Origin of the sequence: Bradyrhizobium sp. 1 (assembly GCF_023073315.1) — a bacterium.
Taxonomy (GTDB): domain Bacteria; phylum Pseudomonadota; class Alphaproteobacteria; order Rhizobiales; family Xanthobacteraceae; genus Bradyrhizobium.
This window is the reverse complement of sequence record NZ_JADPJH010000018.1, coordinates 530,577-549,097: the sequence shown is the minus strand read 5'-3', so window position 1 is coordinate 549,097 and position 18,521 is coordinate 530,577. Positions and strand designations below refer to the sequence as shown.

Annotated in this window: 19 protein-coding genes; 7 read left to right on the top strand and 12 right to left on the bottom strand. The window is 64.7% G+C overall.

Features of this window, described 5'->3' with window-relative positions; translation table 11 throughout:
• Nucleotides 1–126 precede the first annotated feature (126 nt).
• Together IVB29_RS15075 and IVB29_RS15070 are read left to right on the top strand one after the other, a co-directional pair.
• Nucleotides 127–1,008 carry an MJ0042-type zinc finger domain-containing protein gene (locus IVB29_RS15075; RefSeq protein ID WP_247504138.1) on the top strand — a complete coding sequence of 294 codons (882 nt, stop codon included), beginning with the start codon at nucleotides 127–129 and terminating at the stop codon, nucleotides 1,006–1,008.
• 48 nt (nucleotides 1,009–1,056) lie between these two features.
• Complete coding sequence (locus IVB29_RS15070; RefSeq protein WP_247504137.1) at nucleotides 1,057–1,431, top strand: response regulator; 375 nt, start codon at nucleotides 1,057–1,059, stop codon at nucleotides 1,429–1,431.
• A gap of 180 nt (nucleotides 1,432–1,611) precedes the next feature.
• On the opposite strand, the gene IVB29_RS15065 is transcribed toward IVB29_RS15070, so the two are convergent.
• Nucleotides 1,612–2,763, bottom strand: coding sequence for a DUF4175 family protein (locus tag IVB29_RS15065; protein ID WP_247504136.1), 1,152 nt, complete (start codon nucleotides 2,761–2,763; stop codon nucleotides 1,612–1,614).
• Nucleotides 2,751–4,688, bottom strand: a complete 1,938-nt coding sequence (locus IVB29_RS15060; RefSeq protein WP_247504135.1) for a TIGR02302 family protein — start codon at nucleotides 4,686–4,688, stop codon at nucleotides 2,751–2,753. Before IVB29_RS15060 ends, IVB29_RS15065 begins: the two co-directional genes overlap by 13 nt.
• Before the next feature lie 180 nt (nucleotides 4,689–4,868).
• Here IVB29_RS15060 and IVB29_RS15055 point away from each other — a divergent pair, with 180 nt between their 5' ends.
• The 3 genes from IVB29_RS15055 (at nucleotide 4,869) to IVB29_RS15045 (ending at nucleotide 8,196) form a co-directional block, all read left to right on the top strand.
• Complete coding sequence (locus IVB29_RS15055; RefSeq protein WP_014491654.1) at nucleotides 4,869–5,252, top strand: carboxymuconolactone decarboxylase family protein; 384 nt, start codon at nucleotides 4,869–4,871, stop codon at nucleotides 5,250–5,252.
• Nucleotides 5,253–5,362: 110 nt separating this feature from the next.
• The gene (locus tag IVB29_RS15050; RefSeq protein WP_247504134.1) at nucleotides 5,363–6,271 is read left to right on the top strand and encodes an NAD(P)-dependent oxidoreductase; all 909 of its coding nucleotides are present in this window, start codon (nucleotides 5,363–5,365) and stop codon (nucleotides 6,269–6,271) included.
• 176 nt (nucleotides 6,272–6,447) lie between these two features.
• Entirely contained in the window at nucleotides 6,448–8,196 is a 1,749-nt protein-coding gene (locus IVB29_RS15045; protein ID WP_247504133.1) for a tannase/feruloyl esterase family alpha/beta hydrolase, read from the top strand.
• A 40-nt stretch (nucleotides 8,197–8,236) separates the two neighbouring features.
• Here the strand turns inward: IVB29_RS15045 and lysA are convergent, their stop codons facing one another.
• The 3 genes from lysA to argH all read right to left on the bottom strand — a co-directional run bounded on the left by lysA (nucleotide 8,237) and on the right by argH (nucleotide 11,307).
• Entirely contained in the window at nucleotides 8,237–9,502 is a 1,266-nt protein-coding gene (gene lysA / locus IVB29_RS15040) for a diaminopimelate decarboxylase (RefSeq protein WP_247504132.1), read from the bottom strand.
• A 24-nt stretch (nucleotides 9,503–9,526) separates the two neighbouring features.
• Nucleotides 9,527–9,817 carry a lipoprotein gene (locus IVB29_RS15035; protein ID WP_247504131.1) on the bottom strand — a complete coding sequence of 97 codons (291 nt, stop codon included), beginning with the start codon at nucleotides 9,815–9,817 and terminating at the stop codon, nucleotides 9,527–9,529.
• A gap of 92 nt (nucleotides 9,818–9,909) precedes the next feature.
• A complete protein-coding gene (argH, locus tag IVB29_RS15030; protein WP_247504130.1) occupies nucleotides 9,910–11,307 on the bottom strand; it encodes an argininosuccinate lyase in 1,398 nt (465 codons plus the stop codon).
• 117 nt (nucleotides 11,308–11,424) lie between these two features.
• On the opposite strand from argH, the gene IVB29_RS15025 reads away from it, so the two are divergent.
• A complete protein-coding gene (locus tag IVB29_RS15025; RefSeq protein ID WP_247504323.1) occupies nucleotides 11,425–12,096 on the top strand; it encodes a TlpA disulfide reductase family protein in 672 nt (223 codons plus the stop codon).
• Here IVB29_RS15025 and IVB29_RS15020 read toward each other — a convergent pair.
• From IVB29_RS15020 to IVB29_RS14995, 6 genes are all read right to left on the bottom strand, one after another.
• Nucleotides 12,093–12,287: a hypothetical protein gene (locus tag IVB29_RS15020; protein ID WP_247504129.1), complete on the bottom strand. Its 195-nt coding sequence runs from the start codon at nucleotides 12,285–12,287 to the stop codon at nucleotides 12,093–12,095. The genes IVB29_RS15025 and IVB29_RS15020 overlap by 4 nt on opposite strands.
• A 227-nt stretch (nucleotides 12,288–12,514) precedes the next feature.
• On the bottom strand, nucleotides 12,515–13,396 hold the full coding sequence (locus IVB29_RS15015) for a 3-hydroxybutyryl-CoA dehydrogenase (protein WP_247504128.1): 882 nt from the start codon (nucleotides 13,394–13,396) through the stop codon (nucleotides 12,515–12,517).
• A 193-nt stretch (nucleotides 13,397–13,589) separates the two neighbouring features.
• Nucleotides 13,590–14,540, bottom strand: a complete 951-nt coding sequence (locus IVB29_RS15010; RefSeq protein ID WP_247504127.1) for an FAD-binding protein — start codon at nucleotides 14,538–14,540, stop codon at nucleotides 13,590–13,592.
• A complete protein-coding gene (locus tag IVB29_RS15005) occupies nucleotides 14,540–15,289 on the bottom strand; it encodes an electron transfer flavoprotein subunit beta/FixA family protein (RefSeq protein WP_247504126.1) in 750 nt (249 codons plus the stop codon). The genes IVB29_RS15010 and IVB29_RS15005 overlap by 1 nt, the downstream gene beginning before the upstream one ends.
• Nucleotides 15,290–15,429: 140 nt before the next feature.
• On the bottom strand, nucleotides 15,430–16,002 hold the full coding sequence (locus IVB29_RS15000) for a cob(I)yrinic acid a,c-diamide adenosyltransferase (protein ID WP_247504125.1): 573 nt from the start codon (nucleotides 16,000–16,002) through the stop codon (nucleotides 15,430–15,432).
• Between the two features lies 1 nt (nucleotide 16,003).
• A complete protein-coding gene (locus IVB29_RS14995; RefSeq protein ID WP_247504124.1) occupies nucleotides 16,004–16,198 on the bottom strand; it encodes a twin transmembrane helix small protein in 195 nt (64 codons plus the stop codon).
• A gap of 158 nt (nucleotides 16,199–16,356) precedes the next feature.
• Here IVB29_RS14995 and IVB29_RS14990 point away from each other — a divergent pair, with 158 nt between their 5' ends.
• The gene (locus IVB29_RS14990) at nucleotides 16,357–17,250 is read left to right on the top strand and encodes a YihY/virulence factor BrkB family protein (RefSeq protein ID WP_247504123.1); all 894 of its coding nucleotides are present in this window, start codon (nucleotides 16,357–16,359) and stop codon (nucleotides 17,248–17,250) included.
• Here IVB29_RS14990 and IVB29_RS14985 read toward each other — a convergent pair.
• On the bottom strand, nucleotides 17,177–18,475 hold the full coding sequence (locus tag IVB29_RS14985) for an ATP-binding protein (RefSeq protein ID WP_247504122.1): 1,299 nt from the start codon (nucleotides 18,473–18,475) through the stop codon (nucleotides 17,177–17,179). The two genes, IVB29_RS14990 and IVB29_RS14985, sit on opposite strands and share 74 nt — an antisense overlap.
• Between the last annotated feature and the right edge of the window lie 46 nt (nucleotides 18,476–18,521).

Below are 18,521 nucleotides of genomic sequence, written 5' to 3'. Positions count from 1 at the left end.
CGACCGTTATGGTTTCCGGTTCGTTAACGGTCGCCTTGTAGCATCCTGGACGCCCGGTTCCGCAGGGCATCGTCAAGCCTCGCCCAAAAATCGTTCAAGACCTCGTTCATGCATCAAGGCTCGCCCATGCATATCGTCTGCCCCCATTGTACGACATCCTACGCCATCAAGCTTGCGAGCCTCGGGGCGAACGGCCGGACGGTCCGCTGCTCCCGCTGCAAGGAGACCTGGTTCGCCCATGCCGAGGATGCCATCGAAGAGGCATCCGTCCCGGCCATGGCCGCGGCCAGCCAGGCCGACGACCAGTCCGACCTCGCCGCGGAATGGAACTCCTACGCCAAGGACGACGGCGACGCCGACACACCGGTGGTGGACAGCCCCTCAATCGCCAGCGACTGGCCGGCCGAGGACGCCAAGGAGATCGAGGACGAGTGGTCGGCCGCCGCCCGGGAGGCCGAAGAGGAGGTCGTCGGCGCGCAGCACCAGTCCTGGTTCCGTGGCCTGTTCGGCAGCCGCCGCGGGGCACGGGTGAGACGCCAGGTCCCCGCCGTGGCGCCGCGAAAATCCCATTTCGGTTTGCCGACCGCCTGCGCTGCCATGGGTGCGCTGGTGCTGGCCCTCGTTGTCTGGCGCGGCGACATGGTGCGGCTGCTGCCGCAGACGGCGGCGTTCTACAAGTTGGCCGGCTTTGACGTGAATTTGCGCGGGCTGGCCTTCAAGGACGTCAAGCTCTCCAGCGAGACCGTGGACGGTAAGCAGGTGCTGGTGATTGAGGGCGTGATCGTCGGCCAGGGAAAAAAGGCCCTCGACATTCCGCGCCTGCGCTTTGCGGTACGCGACGCGCAAGGTGCGGAGATCTACGCCTGGAATACCGTGCTGGAACAGACCGTGCTGCAACCCGGCGAGCGCGCCTTCTTCCGCTCGCGCCTCGCCTCGCCGCCGCCGGAAGGCCGCAATATCGACGTTCGCTTCTTCAACCGGCGCGACATCGCCGGCGGCAGCGTATAATCAGCTTGTAGAATCCCGCACGGGAAAGTTGGTCCCAAGATTGGTCTCATGCCGAAAGTTCTGATCGCCGACGACGAGGATTCGATGCGCCAGTTGGTGGCGCGCGCCATCGCCATGGACGGCCACGAGATCGTCACGGCGCAGGACGGCGCCGAGGCGCTGGAAATCCTGACCAGCGCGGACGGCGCGTTCGATCTCCTGCTCACCGACATCCAGATGCCCGTGATGGACGGCATCGCGCTGGCACTCTCCGCCGCGCGCGATTTCCCTGCCCTGACGATTTTGCTGATGACCGGATTTGCCGACCAGCGCGAGCGCGCCTCGAACCTCAACGCGCTGGTGCATGACGTCGTGACAAAGCCGTTCTCGGTTGCCGACATCCGCACCGCGGTGGCGGACGCGCTGGCGGCGAAGAAGGCGTAGCGGCGGCGACAGTAGCCATACATGCCGCTGTCACGCCCCGGCTCGACCGGTTGAATCCGCCCAGTACGTCGCGGCAGATGTGGCGAGAGCGAGTTCTTTAATGCCGGTCTCTGGAATACTGGATCGCCCGCCCCAGTGCGCAATCGCGCACAAGGCGGGCGATGACAGTGAGCTTTCGCCTCAAAAATCCTTCAACAGCCGCTCGATATAATCGAGCTCGATCTGCGGGCGCGAGGGATCGCCGAGGCGACGGCGGAGCTCTTCGAGGATGCGGCGGACGCGCTCGGCGTCGATCTCGCCGGGAATCTTGACCGTGTAATCGTCGCTGAACTCGCGGCCGTGAAGCGGGCGACCGAGCGGATCGGTCTGATTGCCGCCGCTCTGCTGGCGGCCGGCCCGGTTGCCGGGACCATCGCCCTGCCCGTCGCCATCGCCCTTCTGCATCGCTTCGGCCATCTTCTGCGCACCCTTGCGCAAGGCGTCCAGCGCCTTGCCCTGCGAGTCCACGGCGCCATCCGCATTGCCCTCGCCGAGCTTCGAGCCGGCATCGCCCATGGCGCCGTCGGCGGAGTCCAGACTGCCGTCGTCATCCCCGTCGTCCCCGTCCTGGTCGCCATTCTGGCCGGGCTGTCCCTGCTCGCCTTGCTGGCCTTTCTGTCCCTGCTGACCTTTCTGGCCCTTTTGTCCCTTCTGCGCGAGGCCGCGCTTGGCAAGCTCGTCCTGCAGCTTCTTCAGGCGGTCGCGTAGCGACTGCTGATCCTGCTGGAGGTCCGACATCGACTGGTCGCCCTGCTTGCCGCGCGAGCGGTCACGCCGGGAATCCTGCCCCTGCTTGAAAGTCTTGTCGCGCAATTGCTGCTGCTTGCGGATCATGTCGCTGAGCTCGTTCAGCGCCTGCTCCATCTCGCTGTCGCCGGATTGACCCGGCTGCGCCATCTGGAGATTTTCCATGATCTGCGCGAGCTGCTCGAGCATGCGCTGGGCGGCCTCTTTATTGCCTTCCTTGGCGGCTTTCTCGATCTGCTTCAGCAGGTCATCGAGATCCCGTTGCGTGATGACGGAGCGATCGCGATTGGAGGACTGGCTCCGTTCCGTCGCCCGCTTGTAGTCCTCGAGCTTCTGGATGGCATCGGATTGATTGTTCAGGCTCTTGCCGGATTCCTTCTGCCTGAGGCTGTCGCCGGAATCCTGCATCGCCTTTTCAGCGCTATCGAGCAGGGCATCGACATCCTGATCCTGCTGGGCAGCAACGGGCGAAACACCTCCCAACAGGAAGGCGAGGCAGGCGATCGATATCGCCTTCAAGACTGGCGCGCGTGCTAGCTTCCGCATTTACGGTCTCGCGTCGACTGGTTGGCCCCGTCGTTGCCCGCCTTCGCCCGATTGTTCGCCGACTTGCGATAGGCCTGAAGCTGCTCGCGCAAGGCGTCCTGCTGCTTCGCCAGCTCTTCGAGCTGCTCGGGCGTGGCGTTCTGGGTCTTTTGTTTCAGCTCGACGGACTTGTCGAGGATGAGCTGAACCTCGGCGGGGAATGGCTGCCGGGGTCCAAGCGGATTTTGCTCGGCGCGCCGGGCGAGATCGCGCACCTTGCCGGCCATGGCCTCGCGCAGCTTCTGCGTCAGCACCCTGATCTCGTCCTCGCTGGCGCCGCGTTCCAGCGCCTGCTTGAGCGCGTCCTGAGCCCCGCGCAGCGCGGCGTTGACGCTGCCGGCGACGCCGTCGTCCTCGATGGTGACCGAGAACGCCCACATGCTTGCCACCACGTCGCGCATCGCGTCGTCGGTGCGGGCCGCCTCCAGCTGGAGCGCCAGGCTGCGCAAGCCGAGATAGCAGCCGGCATCCGGCGTGAACAATTCGGGCGCGATCATCAGCGCGTCGAGCGCGGCGTAGACGTCGGAATTCTTGTTGGCGTCGAGCGCAAGGATGCGGCGCTGCTCGATCAGCGCGCGCGCGAGCGGGTTGGTGAACAGCCGCTCGGGCAGGCGCATGTTGAAGGGCTCGCTCTTCGCCTCATTGCCCGCCTCGTCCTTGGCGGTGAGCGTCAGCGTGACCTCGGCGCCGGCATAGGGATCCTCGCTGAGGTCCTTCACCGTCTGGCCGACGCCGTTGCGGGTGCGGGCATTCGGCAGCACCAGCGGGAATTGCGGCGGCTGGAACAGTGGCCGTGCGGCAGCCTTGGTATCGCCTTCCTTCGCGCCGTCCTTGCCACCATCGGCAGCGCGCAGGCCGATTTGCGCCTCGGCACCGGTGACGCCGTAATCGTCCTCGATCTTGTAGGAGAGCTGCAGCGCGCCGCGGGCCTGACGCTCCGGATCCTTGGCAAGCGCGATCGTCGGCGGCTGGTCCGGCGTCGCCGCGAACGCCCATTGCGGCTGACCGGAGGGCGCGCGGACATGCGCGGTGCCGTTACCGGTGATGGTAAAATGCTTCTCGTTGGTGCCCTTGGGCGTGGCTTCGGTGGGGGCGACCTCCTTGAGGCCGCCGGAAACGACGACATCGAGGCTGCCGCCCGAGGAGCGCACGATCAGGGTCGAGCCGGCGGGCACGGCGAGCGGACCGGAGGCGGGCAGCGCCGCGGCCTCCTTGTTGGCGGCCGACAGGATCACCGGGGGCTTGCCGGTGTAGAGCGGCGGGGTGACCCATGCATCGACGCGGATATTGGTCGGGGCCAGCACGCCGTTCCAGTCGAAGGCGGCCCCTAACCGCATCGCGCGCTCGTCGCCGGCGGCGAAGAAGGTCGCAACCAGCATCACCATGACCAGCGCGCGCAGCGCCCAGGGGTCGTGCAGAGCCAGCCGCGGCTGCGGCAGGCCCGCGCGGATGCGCTTGAGCGAGGCCAGCGTGCGCTCGCGCTGCGCCTGCCACAGCACCTTTGCGATCGGGTCCTGCGAGGTCAGCGTATCCGTGAGGGTGGTGGCCGGGCGGTGACGGATGCCGGAGCCGCGGTCGAGCCGGCTCAAAGCTTCCTCGCGGCTCGGCCAGCGGAAGCGAATCAACGGGAACAGCGCGACAATCGCGACGCCGGCGAAAACGACGAGACCGATGGCGCGGGCGAGGAACGGCAGCACCAGCCAGAGCCCGGCCCAGGACACCACCAGGAACAGGCCGACGACGGTCAGCAGCCGCGCCAGATTCGGCCAGGCACGCTCCCACGCGATGGCATAGATGGCCCGATCGAGGGCCTGCGCCAGCTTCAGCCGCGACAGAGAGTCGCCATCGCGGTTCGGGTCTGACGGGTCGGGGGTGACGCCGTTCAATCAGCTCTCCAGGTTGCCCGGTAGAGCCAAGCGTACCACAACGGCAGCACTGAGGCATCCGTTCCTGTACGGGAGAGACCCCTTTTCCCGCATAACACGAGGACGTGACTGGCCCGCCGCAACCCCGTAATTTCCGCGCGCCATCCCCGAGGGAAACGCAGGGAAAATAGAGGAAACGCTATGGACAAGAAAATGCACGACAAGGGCCTGGAAGTCCGCAAAGCGGTGCTGGGGGAAGCCTATGTCAACAACGCGCTGAAGAACGTCGACGATTTCAACCGCCCGTTCCAGGAGATGCTCAACGAATATTGCTGGGGCACGGTGTGGGGCCGCGAGGAGCTGCCGCGCAAGACCCGCAGCATGCTCAACATCGCGATGATCGCGATCCTCAACCGCCAGCATGAGTTTCGCGCGCACCTGAAGGGTGCGTTGACGAACGGTGTCAGCCGCGACGAGATCCGCGAGATCCTGATGCAGGTCGCGATCTATGGCGGCATGCCGGCCGCCGTCGACAGCTTCCGCATCGCGCGCGAGGTGTTCGCGGAGATCGACGGCAAGGCGTGAGGGCAGCCTCTCTCCACTGTCGACCCGGACAAGCGAAGCCAGATCCGGACGACAGCGGGGATGGCACGCGCATCGTTCACAACAACGAATAACAAGCACAAGGAAACACCATGGACATTGGATTCATCGGCCTCGGAAACATGGGTTTTCCGATGGCACGGCGCTTGATCGAGGCAGGACACAAGCTCGTCGTGTTCGACACGCGCAACGAGGTCGTCGACAAGCTGGTAGCGCGCGGCGCGACTGCTGCGTCGTCACCGAAGGACGTCGCCGACCAGGTCGAGACCGTCATGGCGAGCCTGCCTTCGCTCCAGGCATCGCTTGCGGTCGCAACCGGGCCGAACGGCATCATCGAGGGGAGCCGCGCCAAACGGTTCATCGATCTCTCCACCGTCGGCTCGGCGATGGCCGCGAAGATTCACGGCCTCCTGGCCAAGCGCAACATCGTGCAGATCGACTGCCCCGTCTCGGGCGGCGTCGGCGGCGCCGAGAAGGGCACGCTGGCGGTGATGGTCTCAGGGCCAAAGGCGGAGTTCGAACTGCTCAGGCCGGCACTCGATGTGATCGGAAAGGTGTTCTTCATCGGCGAGAAGCCGGGTGCGGCGCAGACCATGAAGCTCGCCAACAATTTCCTGTCGGCAACCGCGATGGTGGCGACGTCGGAAGCGGTGGTGATGGGCGTGAAAGCCGGGCTCGATCCCGCGGTGATGATCGACGTCATCAATTCAGGCTCGGGCATGAACACCGCCAGCCGCGACAAGTTTCCGCGCGCGGTGCTGCCACGCAGCTTTGACTTCGGCTTCGCCACCGGATTGATGGTGAAGGATGTACGGCTGGCACTCGAGGAGATGAAGCAGCTCGGCCTGTCGATGGAGGTCGCCGACGCGGTCGGGCGGCTATGGGAGACCGTGATCAGCGCGGAAGGCGCCGAGTCAGACTTCACCGCGGCGATCAAGCCGATCGAGAAGAAGGCGGGCGTCGTTGTCGGCGGGAAGACGGGCGAATTGGCGGGGAAGTAACCGCACTCCACAGCTGCGTAGCCCGGATTGCGCTTCGCTCCATCTGGGCTACCTCCTCGCAACCGACGCGCGAGATCGTCGATCATTTCGCGACGCCACGATTCATCCTTGAGTTGTATTCGTTGTGGGCTATCCTGTGGGCCCTACACGACTGAAAAAAAATCAGGGAGGACGGAATGAAGCGTCATCGACACTTACTTGTCGGTGCGACCATGGCCCTGTTTGCCTGTGTCGCAATCACCTCGCCCGCCATGGCGACGGCGTGCACCAATCTTCGATCCTTGCAACTGCAGCATACGGTGATCAATTCCGCGGACGACAACACGTCCGGCACCTTCGTGCCGCCTGGCTCGAGCCCGATCACCGGCCTTCCCGCTTTCTGCCGCGTTACCGCAACGCTGATCCCCAGCTCGGATTCCAACATCAGGATCGAGGTCTGGCTGCCCGAGAGCACGTGGAACGGCAGGTTCCTCGGCACCGGCGGTGGCGGCTTCCAGGGCGTGATCACCTACAGCGAGCTCGCCATCGGCATCCAGGCCGGCTTTGCTGCGACCAACAGCGATCTCGGCACCGGATCTTCCGGATGCAACCCGCTGTTCTGCGGCTCGGCCGGCAACATGGGCAATCCTCTCGCCGCTCAATTCGGCGATCCCGCGACCCCTTCGACCGGCCTGTTCGGACATCCCGAGCGGATCAAGGATTTCGGCTACCGGGCGATCCACCTGATGACCGAACGGGGCAAGGAGATCGTCAACGCATTCTACGGCCACCGCTCGCAACGGGCCTATTTCGCGGGTTGCTCAACCGGCGGCCAGAACGCCCTGATGGAGGCGCAGCGCTTCCCCAACGATTATGACGGCATCCTCGCCGGCGCTCCCGCATTCAACCGCACCCATTTGCATATGGCGGGGCTCTATGGCTGGCAGAACACGCATGCGAGCCCGGGCCGATTCATCCAGGCCGGCCAGATGACGCTGATCAACCAGGCCGTGCTCAAGCAATGCGTCGGCCAGGACGGCGGCGCCAAGACCGATCAGTTCCTCACCGATCCACGCGACTGTCATTTCGACCCGAAGGTCCTGCTCTGCAAAGGTGGCAACGCGCCGCCCGCATGCCTGACCTCCGATCAGGTCACGACCATGCAGCGATACTACGCAGGCACGATCGACCCGGTGAACGGACAGATCATCAATCCCGGCTCCCAGCGCGGCAACGAGACCGACGATATCCTCGCTCTCGGCCTCGCCCTCCAGGAGCGATTTCCCGAACCGGCCTTCGACGGCCTGTTCTACTGGGTGTTCGGCCCGAGCTTCGGCTACCCCGCAAGCGCAACCAATTTTGCCAATTTCGATTTCCACCGCGACATCGACAAGGTGGATGATCAGCTTGCGGCGGTGCTCAACGCGACCAGCACCGATCTCGGCGAATTCAGGGGGCATGGCGGCAAGCTGTTGATGTACCACGGCTGGGCCGACCCACTGATCCCGTCACAGAGCAGCATCAACTACTTCCTGGCGCTGGTGGGGAATGAGGGCCCAGGATTCCCGCAAGGGTTCCAACCGGTCGGCTTCTTCGATCACGGCAACGGACCCGGCAATCCGGCGCTGCGACGGACCCAGAGCTACGCGCGGCTGTTCATGGTGCCCGGGCTGTACCATTGCGCCGGCGGGCCCGGTCCCAGCACGTTCGATGCGCTCACACCGCTGGTCAAATGGGTCGAGGCCGGCGTCGCGCCGGACACGATCCTCGCCACGAAGTTCGTGGCCGATACGCCGCCCGCGGTTCAGATGACCCGGCCGCTCTGCGTCTTTCCCAAAGTCGCGAAGTACAACGGCAACGGTGACACCAACAACGCAGTGAACTTCACCTGCGTCACCGACGAGAACGATTTTAATCAGAAGCCGGCTCCGAAATACGGGCCGTGACGAACAAGAAGCGCCGGCGCGCACATGCTCGCCGGCGTCCTCACAGCCACGGCGCCGGCGTGTCCATCGCAATGAGTTGCTCGACCTCGATGCGCGGACGCACGACCGCGTATTGATCGCCCTTCACCAGCACCTCGGGCACCAGCGGCCTTGTGTTGTAGGTGCCGGCCTGCACGGCGCCGTAAGCGCCTGCGGTCATGATCGCAATGAGATCGCCCGGCTTCGGCGTCGGCAGCGTGCGGTCCAATGCGATATAGTCGCCGGTCTCGCAGACCGGGCCGACGACGTCGGCCGAGATCATCGCAGCGCCCTTGGCCGGCTGCGTCACCGGCAGGATGTCATGGTGCGCCTCGTACAGCGTCGGGCGGATCAGATCGTTCATCGCGGCGTCGATGATGACGAAATTCTTGCCGTCGCCGTGCTTCACGTAGATCACCCTGGCGACGAGGATGCCGGCATTGCCGACGATCATGCGGCCCGGCTCGAACATCAGCGTGCAACCGAGATTGTGGCTGACGCGCTTGACCATGGCGGCATAGGCGTCGGGTGCCGGCGGCGCCTCGCGATCCATGTAATAGGGAATGCCGAGGCCGCCGCCGAAATCGACGTGGCTGATGTTGTGGCCGTCGCTGCGCAGCGTCTGCACGAACTCAGAGAGGATGCGGAACGCAATCTCCATCTTGGAGAGGTCCGTGATCTGGCTGCCGATATGCACGTCGGTGCCTGTCACTTCGATGCCCGGAAGCTTTGCGGCGCGCGCATAGACCTCGCGTGCATAGGCGATCGGAATGCCAAACTTGTTCTCGGACTTGCCGGTCGAGATTTTTGCGTGCGTCCCGGCATCGACGTCGGGATTGACGCGGATGGAGATCCGCGCGGTCTTGCCCATCTCGGTCGCAAGGCGCGACAGCAGCTCGAGCTCGGGCTCGGATTCGACGTTGAGGCAGAGGATGTCGGCGGCCAGCGCGGCGCGCAGCTCGGTCTCGCTCTTGCCGACGCCGGAGAACAGGATCTTGCTGGCGGGAATGCCCGCGGCCAGCGCGCGCTTCAGCTCACCGCCCGAGACGACGTCGGCGCCGGCGCCCAGTTTGGCCAGCGTACGCAGCACCGACTGGTTGGAGTTCGCCTTCATGGCGTAGCAGACCAGCACCTTCTCGCCGGCGAAGGCATCTGCGAAGACGCGATAGTGCCGCTCGAGCGTCGCGGTCGAATAGCAATAGAACGGCGTGCCGACGGCCGCAGCCAGCTCGGACAAATTCACCGCCTCGGCGTGCAGCACGCCGTTGCGATAATCGAAATGGTTCATGGCGTTTGGCTCAGTTGCTCCAGCCTACCGGCTGGGTCTTTCGTCCAGGAGCGGGTCGAGAATGAATGGTTTTTTCTTGCCCCTGGTCGCGGCAGGCGCCGCGTCCGCACCATAGGTGGGATTGAACACGCTCGGCGTCCTCTGGGCTTCGGTCTCGGTGTCGGTCGGCGGGGCGATGTTAGCCGTGGACGCGCTGGAGGCGGTCGGCGGCAGATCCAGCGGGCCCTTGCGGCCGCAGCCGGCCAGCGCAAGCGCCGTCAGGCTCAAGACAATGATGGCCCACCCCGAGCCGGCCGGGCGAAACTTTGACGTCACGACGAAATCCCCACTACGCGGGCGCACCATACAGAGGTTGGCGCGCTCTGGCGAGAGCCGGATGACCATGAAACATAAGCGAAATTTTGCCCTCAGCCCAATTTTCGCTCTTTTTCCAGCCGCTTCACCCAGGCCTTGGCCTGTGACATCACGTTCTTCGGCGCGGTGCCGCCAAAGCTGGTGCGGCTCTTCACCGACGATTCGACCGAGAGCACGCCGAGCGCGTCCTTGGTGATCTTGGGCTCGATCGCCTGCATCTCCTTCAGCGGCAGCTCGTGCAGCGCCACGCCGCCCTCGGCAGCCTTGGCGACGATGCGGCCGGTGACGTGGTGGGCGTCGCGGAACGGCATCTTCAGCGTCCGCACCAGCCAGTCGGCGAGATCGGTCGCGGTGGAATAGCCCTCGCCGGCCGCCGCTTTCATCTTCGCTTCATCGGGCTCGAGGTCGCGGACCATGCCGGTCATGGCGCGGATCGCCAGCGACAGCGCGGCAAAGCCTTCCATGGCGCCCTGCTTGTCCTCCTGCATGTCCTTTTGATAGGCGAGCGGCAGGCCCTTCATCACGATCAGCAAACCGTTGAGCGCGCCGATCACACGGCCGGTCTTGGCGCGCACGAGTTCCGCGGCGTCCGGGTTGCGCTTCTGCGGCATGATCGAGGACCCCGTCGTGAACTTGTCGCTGAGGCGGATCATGCCGACCAGCGGCGAGGTCCAGATCACGATCTCCTCGGCAAAACGCGACATGTGCACGGCGCAGATCGAGGCCGCCGACAAGGTCTCCAGCACGAAGTCGCGGTCGGAGACCGCATCGAGCGAGTTCGCCATCGGACGGTCGAAGCCGAGCGCTTTTGCGGTGGCATGACGATCGATCGGGAACGAGGTGCCGGCGAGCGCGGCAGCGCCGAGCGGCGATTCATTGAGCCGCTTGCGCGCATCCTGGAAACGGCCGCGATCGCGCGCGGCCATCTCGACATAGGCGAGCAGGTGGTGACCGAAGGTGACGGGCTGCGCGGTCTGCAGATGCGTGAAGCCGGGCATCACGGTCGCGGCATGTTCGAGCGCGCGATTGATCAGCGCGGCCTGGAACGCGGCAAGCGCGGCATCGGTCTCGTCGAGAACGTCGCGGACATAGAGACGGAAATCGGTTGCAACCTGGTCGTTGCGCGAGCGCGCCGTGTGCAGGCGGCCGGCGGCGGGGCCGATCAGCTCCGACAGGCGGCTCTCGACGTTCATGTGGATATCTTCGAGCGCGCGCTTGAACGTGAAGCCGCCCTTGCCGATCTCTGACAAAATCGTGTCTAGACCCTTGCCGATATTTTTCGCATCAGAGGCTGTGATGATGCCCTGGCTGGCCAGCATCGCGGCGTGGGCCTTGGACGCGGCAATGTCCTGGGCAAAGAGGTGACGATCGACGTCGATGGAGACGTTGATCTCTTCCATGATCTCATCGGGACGTTCCGAGAATCGGCCGCCCCACATCTTGTTGCTCATGATCCCCTGCTCACGCCTTGCCTTGCCGCATTTGCTGGCCGCAGCCAGCCGTATTAAGAGGCCTCTGATAGCCATATCTGCGACCGGATGACAAACGATATGCTCGACCCCAACGATATGCTCGACCAGAGGAAAGCGCGGTCGGCCACGCGTCGGATCCCCGTCGTCATCGCCACCGTGGTGGTCGGGGGCCTCGCCGGCTTTGGCGCGCTGTACGGGCTGGGCCTCAGCCGGGCGCCGTCAGGCGATCCGACCTGCAAGCCGGCGGTGGCGACGGCCTCGAGGATCGCCCCGCTCGCCCATGGCGAGGTGGCCGCCCTGACCATGGCGAGCGCGCCCCTGAAGCTGCCCGACCTCGCTTTCGAGGATGCCGACGGCAAGCCGAAAAAACTGTCCGATTTCCGCGGAAAGACGCTGCTGGTGAACCTCTGGGCGACCTGGTGCGTGCCGTGCCGGAAGGAAATGCCGGCGCTGGATGAGCTCCAGGGCAAGCTGGCGGGCCCGAATTTCGAGGTGGTGGCGATCAATATCGACACCCGCGACGCCGAGAAGCCCAAGACCTTCCTGAAAGACGCCAATCTGACCAGGCTCGGCTATTTCACCGATCAGAAAGCCAAGGTTTTCCAGGATCTTAAGGCCATAGGCCGGGCGTTGGGCATGCCAACCTCGGTGCTGGTCGACCCGCAGGGATGCGAGATCGCGACCATCGCGGGACCGGCGGAATGGGCGAGCGATGACGCATTGAAGCTGATCCGGGGCGCGTTGAGCCCGGCCGCGGCGTCGTTTTAAGCCGCGATATTGAGATTGCCGCCGACGCCAGCGCCGACATTGGCGAGCGAGGGCTGACCGGCGCCGAGCAGCGTCAGGACGGTGGATTTCTCCGCGTCTGCGTTCTGCTTCATCAGCGTCGCCGAGATATTCGACTGCAGCGCGCCTTGCTGAGCGGCCAGCATGGTGCTGACCATTGCCATCATGTCCATTACGCAAACCCTATTTACGTGCGGCAGACTAGGGGCGATGGGTTAATGCGACATGAATTGTCACGAAGCGTAGGGTTGGCGCAGTCCGTGTCCCGGACGCGGCGCGGCATGCAATGACGCGACGCTGAGCCGGGACCCATGCTTCAGCGTGCGCGCGGCCCCTGGGCCCCGGCTCTGCAGCGCACCGCTGAAGAAGCGCTGCGCCGCGTCCGGGGCACGAGAGTGCCCTACCGCGTCGGAACCGGCTTGGCGCCGCGGTAATCGTAGAAGCCGCGCTGGGTCTTGCGGCCGAGCCAGCCGGCCTCGACGTATTTCACCAGCAGCGGGCACGGGCGGTATTTGGAGTCGGCAAGGCCTTCGTGCAGGACCTGCATGATCGAAAGACACGTATCGAGGCCGATGAAATCGGCGAGCTCGAGAGGACCCATTGGATGATGTGCGCCGAGCTTCATCGCAGCATCGATCGCCTCGACGTTGCCGACGCCTTCATACAGCGTGTAGATCGCTTCGTTGATCATCGGCAGTAGAATGCGGTTGACGATGAAGGCCGGGAAATCCTCGGAGACAGCGACCTGCTTGCCGAGCTTGGCGACGAATTCCTTGGAGGCCTCAAAGGTGGAATCATCGGTGGCGATGCCGCGGATCAGCTCGACCAGCTCCATCAGCGGCACGGGATTCATGAAGTGAATGCCGATGAAGCGCTCGGGCCGGTCGGTGGCGGCAGCAAGCCGCGTGATCGAGATCGAGGATGTATCGGAGGCGACGATCGCCTCCGGCTTCAACACCGCGCAAAGCTCGTGAAAAATCTTGCGCTTGACCTCTTCCTTCTCGACCGCGGTCTCGATTACGAGGTCGCAGTCGGCGAGGCCGTCCAGCTTTTCGGCGAGCGTGATGCGCCCAATTGCCTGGGCCTTGTCGTCCTCGGTCACGCCCTTCTTGGACACCTGGCGCGCCAGATTTCCGTTGATGGTGGCCATGCCCGACTTGAGACGGTCGGCCGAGATGTCGTTGAGCACCACGTCGAAGCCGGCCAGCGCCGCGACATGCGCGATGCCGTTGCCCATCTGCCCCGCGCCGATCACGCCGACCTTCTTGATCACTGCCGCCATAATGTCATCCACCGGAACGGCGCGCATGTCGCGCCTGCCTAATCCCCCGAGCCGGGAGGCCTGATTTAACCAGAACCTTGGCTCGAAACCTAGATTGGATCGCTTCCCCGGCGTGCCCCACGCCCAAGAAAACGCCTCAAAAAAGAAATACCGGCCGGAGTGTAGCACTCCGGCCGGTGTTTTTACCGCGTTTTTACTTGCCGAGCTTGGCGAGAGCTTCGGTGAGCTCAGGAACCGCCTGGTAGAGGTCGGCGACCAAACCGTAATCGGCGACCTGGAAGATCGGCGCGTCCTCGTCCTTGTTGATCGCGACGATCACCTTGGAGTCCTTCATGCCGGCCAGATGCTGAATCGCCCCGGAAATGCCCACCGCGACATAGAGCTCGGGGGCCACGACCTTGCCGGTCTGGCCGACCTGCCAGTCGTTCGGCGCATAACCGGCGTCCACCGCCGCACGCGAGGCACCGACACCGGCACCAAGCTTGTCGGCGAGCGGCTCGATGTATTTGGCAAAATTCTCGCGGCTCTGCATGGCGCGGCCACCGGAGACGATGATCTTGGCCGAGGTCAGCTCGGGACGATCGCTCTTGGCGACTTCCTCGCCGAGGAAGGACGACAGGCCCGGATCGGCCGCGGCCTGAACACTCTCGACCGGAGCGCTGCCACCGGCCGCAGCCGCCTGGAAGGTCGAGGTGCGGACCGTGATGACCTTCTTGGCGTCCTTCGACTTCACCGTCTGGATGGCGTTGCCGGCATAGATCGGACGCTCATAAGTGTCGGGCGCGACCACCTTGGTGATCTCCGAAACCTGCATGACGTCGAGCAGAGCTGCGACGCGCGGCATCACGTTCTTGAAGCGCGAGGTCGCGGGCGCGACGATCGCATCATAGGACGGGGCCAGCGAGACGATCAGCGCGGCCAGCGGCTCGGCGAGATCGTGCGCGTAGGGCTCGCCCTCGGCGACCAGCACCTTGGCAACGCCGGTGAGCTTGGCAGCAGCGTCGGCCGCAGCCTTGGTGCCCTGCCCGCCGCCGGCGACCAGTACGTGCACGTCGCCACCGAGCTGGGACGCCGCGGTCAGCGCCTTGTTGGTGGAGTCCTTGAGGACCTCGTGTTCGTGTTCGGCAATCAGCAGAGTCGTCATCACAGCACCCCGGCTTCGTTCTTGAGCTTCGACACCAGCTCGGCGACGTCCTTCACCTTGACGCCGGCCTTGCGGCCCGCGGGCTCAGTCGTCTTGAGAACTTCGAGGCGCGCGGTAACGTCGACGCCGTAATCGGCGACGGTCTTGTCCGCGATCGGCTTCTTCTTGGCCTTCATGATGTTGGGCAGCGAGGCGTAGCGCGGCTCGTTGAGACGGAGATCAGTGGTGACGATCGCCGGGCCCTTCAGCTTCACGGTCTGCAAGCCGCCGTCGACTTCGCGGATGACCTTGAAGTCAGACCCATCGACTTCGAGCTTCGAGGCAAAGGTCGCCTGCGACCAGCCGAGCAGCGCGGCCAGCATCTGGCCGGTCTGGTTCGAGTCGTCGTCAATCGCCTGCTTGCCGAGAATGATCAAGCCCGGCTGCTCTTCTTCAGCAATCTTCTTCAGGATCTTGGCGACAGCGAGCGGCTCGACGGTGCCCTCGGCCTTCACCAGGATGCCGCGATCGGCGCCCATGGCAAGACCAGTACGGATCGTCTCCGACGCCTGCGCCGGTCCAATGGAGACCACCACAACCTCGGTGGCCTTGCCGGCTTCTTTCAGGCGCAAGGCTTCCTCGACCGCGATCTCATCGAACGGGTTCATGGACATTTTGACGTTGGCGAGTTCAACGCCCGATCCATCGCTCTTGACGCGGACCTTGACGTTGTAATCGACCACCCGCTTTACCGGCACCAAGACCTTCATCGATCCTCTTTCACTCAATTTGGGAAGGGGGTTATTCAACTGGCGCGGAACCTAAAGGCCTGATCCGGCCCGGTCAACGCGCGACAGGGCCTAATTTTAGACCTTAGAAATACCGATCTCAATGGCCAGCGATCTTGGGGTCAGCGATTCTGGCCCGGAACCCAGAGCACGTCACCGGCGCCGTTATGGTTAGCGGCGCGACTGGCCACGAACAGGAAATCCGACAGGCGGTTCATATACTGGATGCCAGCGCTACCAACGGACTCGTTGGGCTGGGCCGCCAGTTCCACCATCACCCGTTCCGCCCTGCGGCAAATCGTGCGGGCGACGTGGAGGTGGGCGGCAGCCGGCGTGCCGCCGGGCAGCACGAAGGAGGTGAGCGGCGCGAGCTTGTCGTTGAGCGCGTCGATGTCGTGCTCGAGCCGCTCGACCTGGCTTGCGACCACCCGGAGCCGCTCGGCTTTACCTTCACGCTCGGGCACCGCGAGGTCGGCGCCGAGATCGAACAGATCATTCTGGATCCGGCCCAGCATCGCGTCGAACTCGGGCATGTCATTGGTATGGAGACGCACCACGCCAATTGCGGCATTGGTCTCGTCGACGGTGCCATAGGCCTCGATGCGCAGATCATATTTCGGACGGCGCTCGCCGGAGCCGAGCGCTGTCGTGCCGTCGTCACCGGTTTTCGTATAGATGCGGTTGAGTACGACCATGTTAGCGCCCCATCGCCCAGACCGCGATCATGGCAATCACGATCGCCACGAACTGAAGCAGTACGCGCCAGCGCATCAGCTTCTGCGAGGTGTTGGGCGAGCCGCCGCGCATCATGTTGATGAGACCGAGCAGCAGCACCAACGCCACGGCGCCGGCTGCCACCGGCAGGATGAAAGTACTCAGGATAGATGCCATCAGGGGGTGATAACACCGTGATGGCGGATGCGCCATGGCGTTCCCGATCTGGATTTTAGGCCAGTAATATCAGATGGTAGCGAGATGATTTCCGATTTGCGCCAATTGTCTGCGTTGTTCGCTTCTTCCGGCGATCGGGGAGAGGGAGCAGTCAAGCAGTGAAAGCCATCCGCGCCATCTATAACGTCGTGGAGGACGCGTTCTACACGTTCCTGGCCGATGACGGCTGGGCGATCGCGAGCCACATCGCGCTGTCGACGCTGATGGCGCTGTTCCCGTTCCTGATCGTGCTGACCTCGCTCGCCGGCTTCTTCGGTTCCAAGGAACTCGCCGATCAGGCCGCCAGCCTGTTGCTTCAGGTCTGGCCCACGCAAGTGGCGGACGCGCTCTCCGGCGAGATCCACGATGTGCTCACCACGACCCGCACCGGCGTGCTGACGATCGGCGCGGTGCTGTCGGTCTACTTCGCCTCGAATGGCGTCGAGGCGCTCCGCGTCGCGCTCAACCGCGCCTATGCGGTCGTCGAGATGCGCCGCTGGTACTGGCTGCGGCTGGAATCGATCGGCTACACGCTGGTCGCGGCCATCACCGCACTCGCCATGGCGTTCCTGATCGTGCTCGGCCCGCTCTTCATCGAGGCCGCGCGGCGCCACATCCCGCTGGTCGTCGAATCCAACGAGAGCATCCTCACATGGCTGCGCTACGGCATCACCGTCGCCGCGCTGGTGGTGGCGCTGCTGATCCTGCACGCCTGGCTGCCGGCGGGACGGCGCGGCTTCCTCCAGATCCTACCCGGCATCGTCTTCACCATCGTGGCGTCGCTGATCTCGGGCATCGTGTTCGGACAGTATCTGGCGCGCTTCGCCAACAATTACGTGACGATGTATGCGGGGCTCGCCTCGGTGATCATCGCGCTGGTGTTTCTGTATTTCATCGCCGCGATCTTCGTTTACGGCGGCGAGCTCAACGCCGCGATCATCAAGTCGCGGCTTCCTCACGGCGTTTCGCTTCAAGCAGCGCAGTCGCTAAAGCCCGCGGAGACACAGGCTTGACCAGGAAGGCGTCGGCGCCGGCCTCGCGCGAGGCCGCTTCGTCCTCGCCGCGGCCGGACACGCCAATGATGGGGATCTGAGCCAGCGGCGCCGGCATGGTCCGGATCCGCCTGATCGCCTCGACGCCGTTGATGCCCGGCAGCACCATGTCCATCAGCACCGCGTCGAAGCTGCCCCGCTCCAGCCGGTTCACCGCATCCTCGCCGCGCCCAATGAACTCGGCATGATGGCCGAGCTCGGTGAGGATGGTGTTGAGCACGACGCGACCGAACGGATTGTCCTCGACGCTGAGCACGCGGAGCGCGGCGACCGCATCCGCCACGGCTTCGCCCTTCGACTTGCGGGACCTGGCCGGTCCCGTTGCGTCCAGCGACATCGTCAATGTGAAAGTAGCGCCGCCGCCGCGGCGCGGTGCGACCGAGATGTCGCCGCCCATCGCGCGCGCCAATTGCTTCACCGAGGACAGCCCGAGGCCGGCGCCGCCAAAGCGCGAGGCGATGGTGACATTAGCCTGGGTGAACGGGCGGAACAGCCGGTTGATCTCGGCCATGCTCAGGCCGATGCCGCTGTCGGAAACTGAGAAGGCGACTCCAACTCTACTCTTCTCTTTTGCCTTCTCTTTTGCCTTGGCCGTCGCCTTGACTTTGCTCTTGCCTTTAGCGGGACGCCAGGGCGCGACCGCGAGCGCCACGCCACCGTGCTCGGTGAATTTGACGGCATTGTCGATCAGGTTCTCGAGCGCCGCACGCAAGCGGACGGGATCGCCGACCACGAGCCCCGGTAGCTTATCGGAGATCTCGACCTGGGCCTGAAGGCCCTTCGCCGCGGCACGCCCGGCCAGCGAGTCGCCGGCGCTGCGGGCGAGCGTCCGCAGATCGAACAAATCCTGCCGCAGCGTGCTGCCGCCCTTCCCCTTGCCGGTTCGGGCGGCATCCACGAACAGGGTGGCGAGGCTCGCCAGATGCTCGGCGCCGGCCTTGATGGTATCGGCCCAGCGCCGCTCCCGCTCGCCGAGATCGGAGGTCGCGAGCAGGTCGCTGATCGCCAGAATTCCGGTCAGGGGGGTGCGGACCTCATGGGCAAAGGCGGCAAGTGCGGCCTGGACCACGTTGGGCGTGACCGCCTTGGTGCTCCGCTTACGCACCCGGGCGCCCGGCCCGGGCCGCTTCCGAGCCACTCGCTTGGACGTCCGCGTAGTGCGCGCTGCGCGCGTTTTCGCCGCCATAACTCCCCTTCGAAGTATCCGCTTCGAACCCCGGGCCGTGGGATGA

Bases quoted from the DNA above. Each gene is read 5' to 3' on its own strand.
- IVB29_RS15025 (WP_247504323.1), top strand. From the start codon at position 11,425: ATGCTCGACCAGAGGAAAGCGCGGTCGGCCACGCGTCGGATCCCCGTC.
- IVB29_RS14995 (WP_247504124.1), bottom strand. From the start codon at position 16,198: ATGGCATCTATCCTGAGTACTTTCATCCTGCCGGTGGCAGCCGGCGCC.
- IVB29_RS15070 (WP_247504137.1), top strand. From the start codon at position 1,057: ATGCCGAAAGTTCTGATCGCCGACGACGAGGATTCGATGCGCCAGTTG.
- IVB29_RS15065 (WP_247504136.1), bottom strand. From the start codon at position 2,763: ATGCGGAAGCTAGCACGCGCGCCAGTCTTGAAGGCGATATCGATCGCC.
- IVB29_RS15015 (WP_247504128.1), bottom strand. From the start codon at position 13,396: ATGGCGGCAGTGATCAAGAAGGTCGGCGTGATCGGCGCGGGGCAGATG.
- IVB29_RS15020 (WP_247504129.1), bottom strand. From the start codon at position 12,287: ATGGACATGATGGCAATGGTCAGCACCATGCTGGCCGCTCAGCAAGGC.
- IVB29_RS15050 (WP_247504134.1), top strand. From the start codon at position 5,363: ATGGACATTGGATTCATCGGCCTCGGAAACATGGGTTTTCCGATGGCA.
- argH (WP_247504130.1), bottom strand. From the start codon at position 11,307: ATGAGCAACAAGATGTGGGGCGGCCGATTCTCGGAACGTCCCGATGAG.
- IVB29_RS15010 (WP_247504127.1), bottom strand. From the start codon at position 14,540: ATGACGACTCTGCTGATTGCCGAACACGAACACGAGGTCCTCAAGGAC.
- IVB29_RS15000 (WP_247504125.1), bottom strand. From the start codon at position 16,002: ATGGTCGTACTCAACCGCATCTATACGAAAACCGGTGACGACGGCACG.
- IVB29_RS15045 (WP_247504133.1), top strand. From the start codon at position 6,448: ATGAAGCGTCATCGACACTTACTTGTCGGTGCGACCATGGCCCTGTTT.
- IVB29_RS15005 (WP_247504126.1), bottom strand. From the start codon at position 15,289: ATGAAGGTCTTGGTGCCGGTAAAGCGGGTGGTCGATTACAACGTCAAG.
- IVB29_RS14985 (WP_247504122.1), bottom strand. From the start codon at position 18,475: ATGGCGGCGAAAACGCGCGCAGCGCGCACTACGCGGACGTCCAAGCGA.
- lysA (WP_247504132.1), bottom strand. From the start codon at position 9,502: ATGAACCATTTCGATTATCGCAACGGCGTGCTGCACGCCGAGGCGGTG.
- IVB29_RS15055 (WP_014491654.1), top strand. From the start codon at position 4,869: ATGGACAAGAAAATGCACGACAAGGGCCTGGAAGTCCGCAAAGCGGTG.
- IVB29_RS15075 (WP_247504138.1), top strand. From the start codon at position 127: ATGCATATCGTCTGCCCCCATTGTACGACATCCTACGCCATCAAGCTT.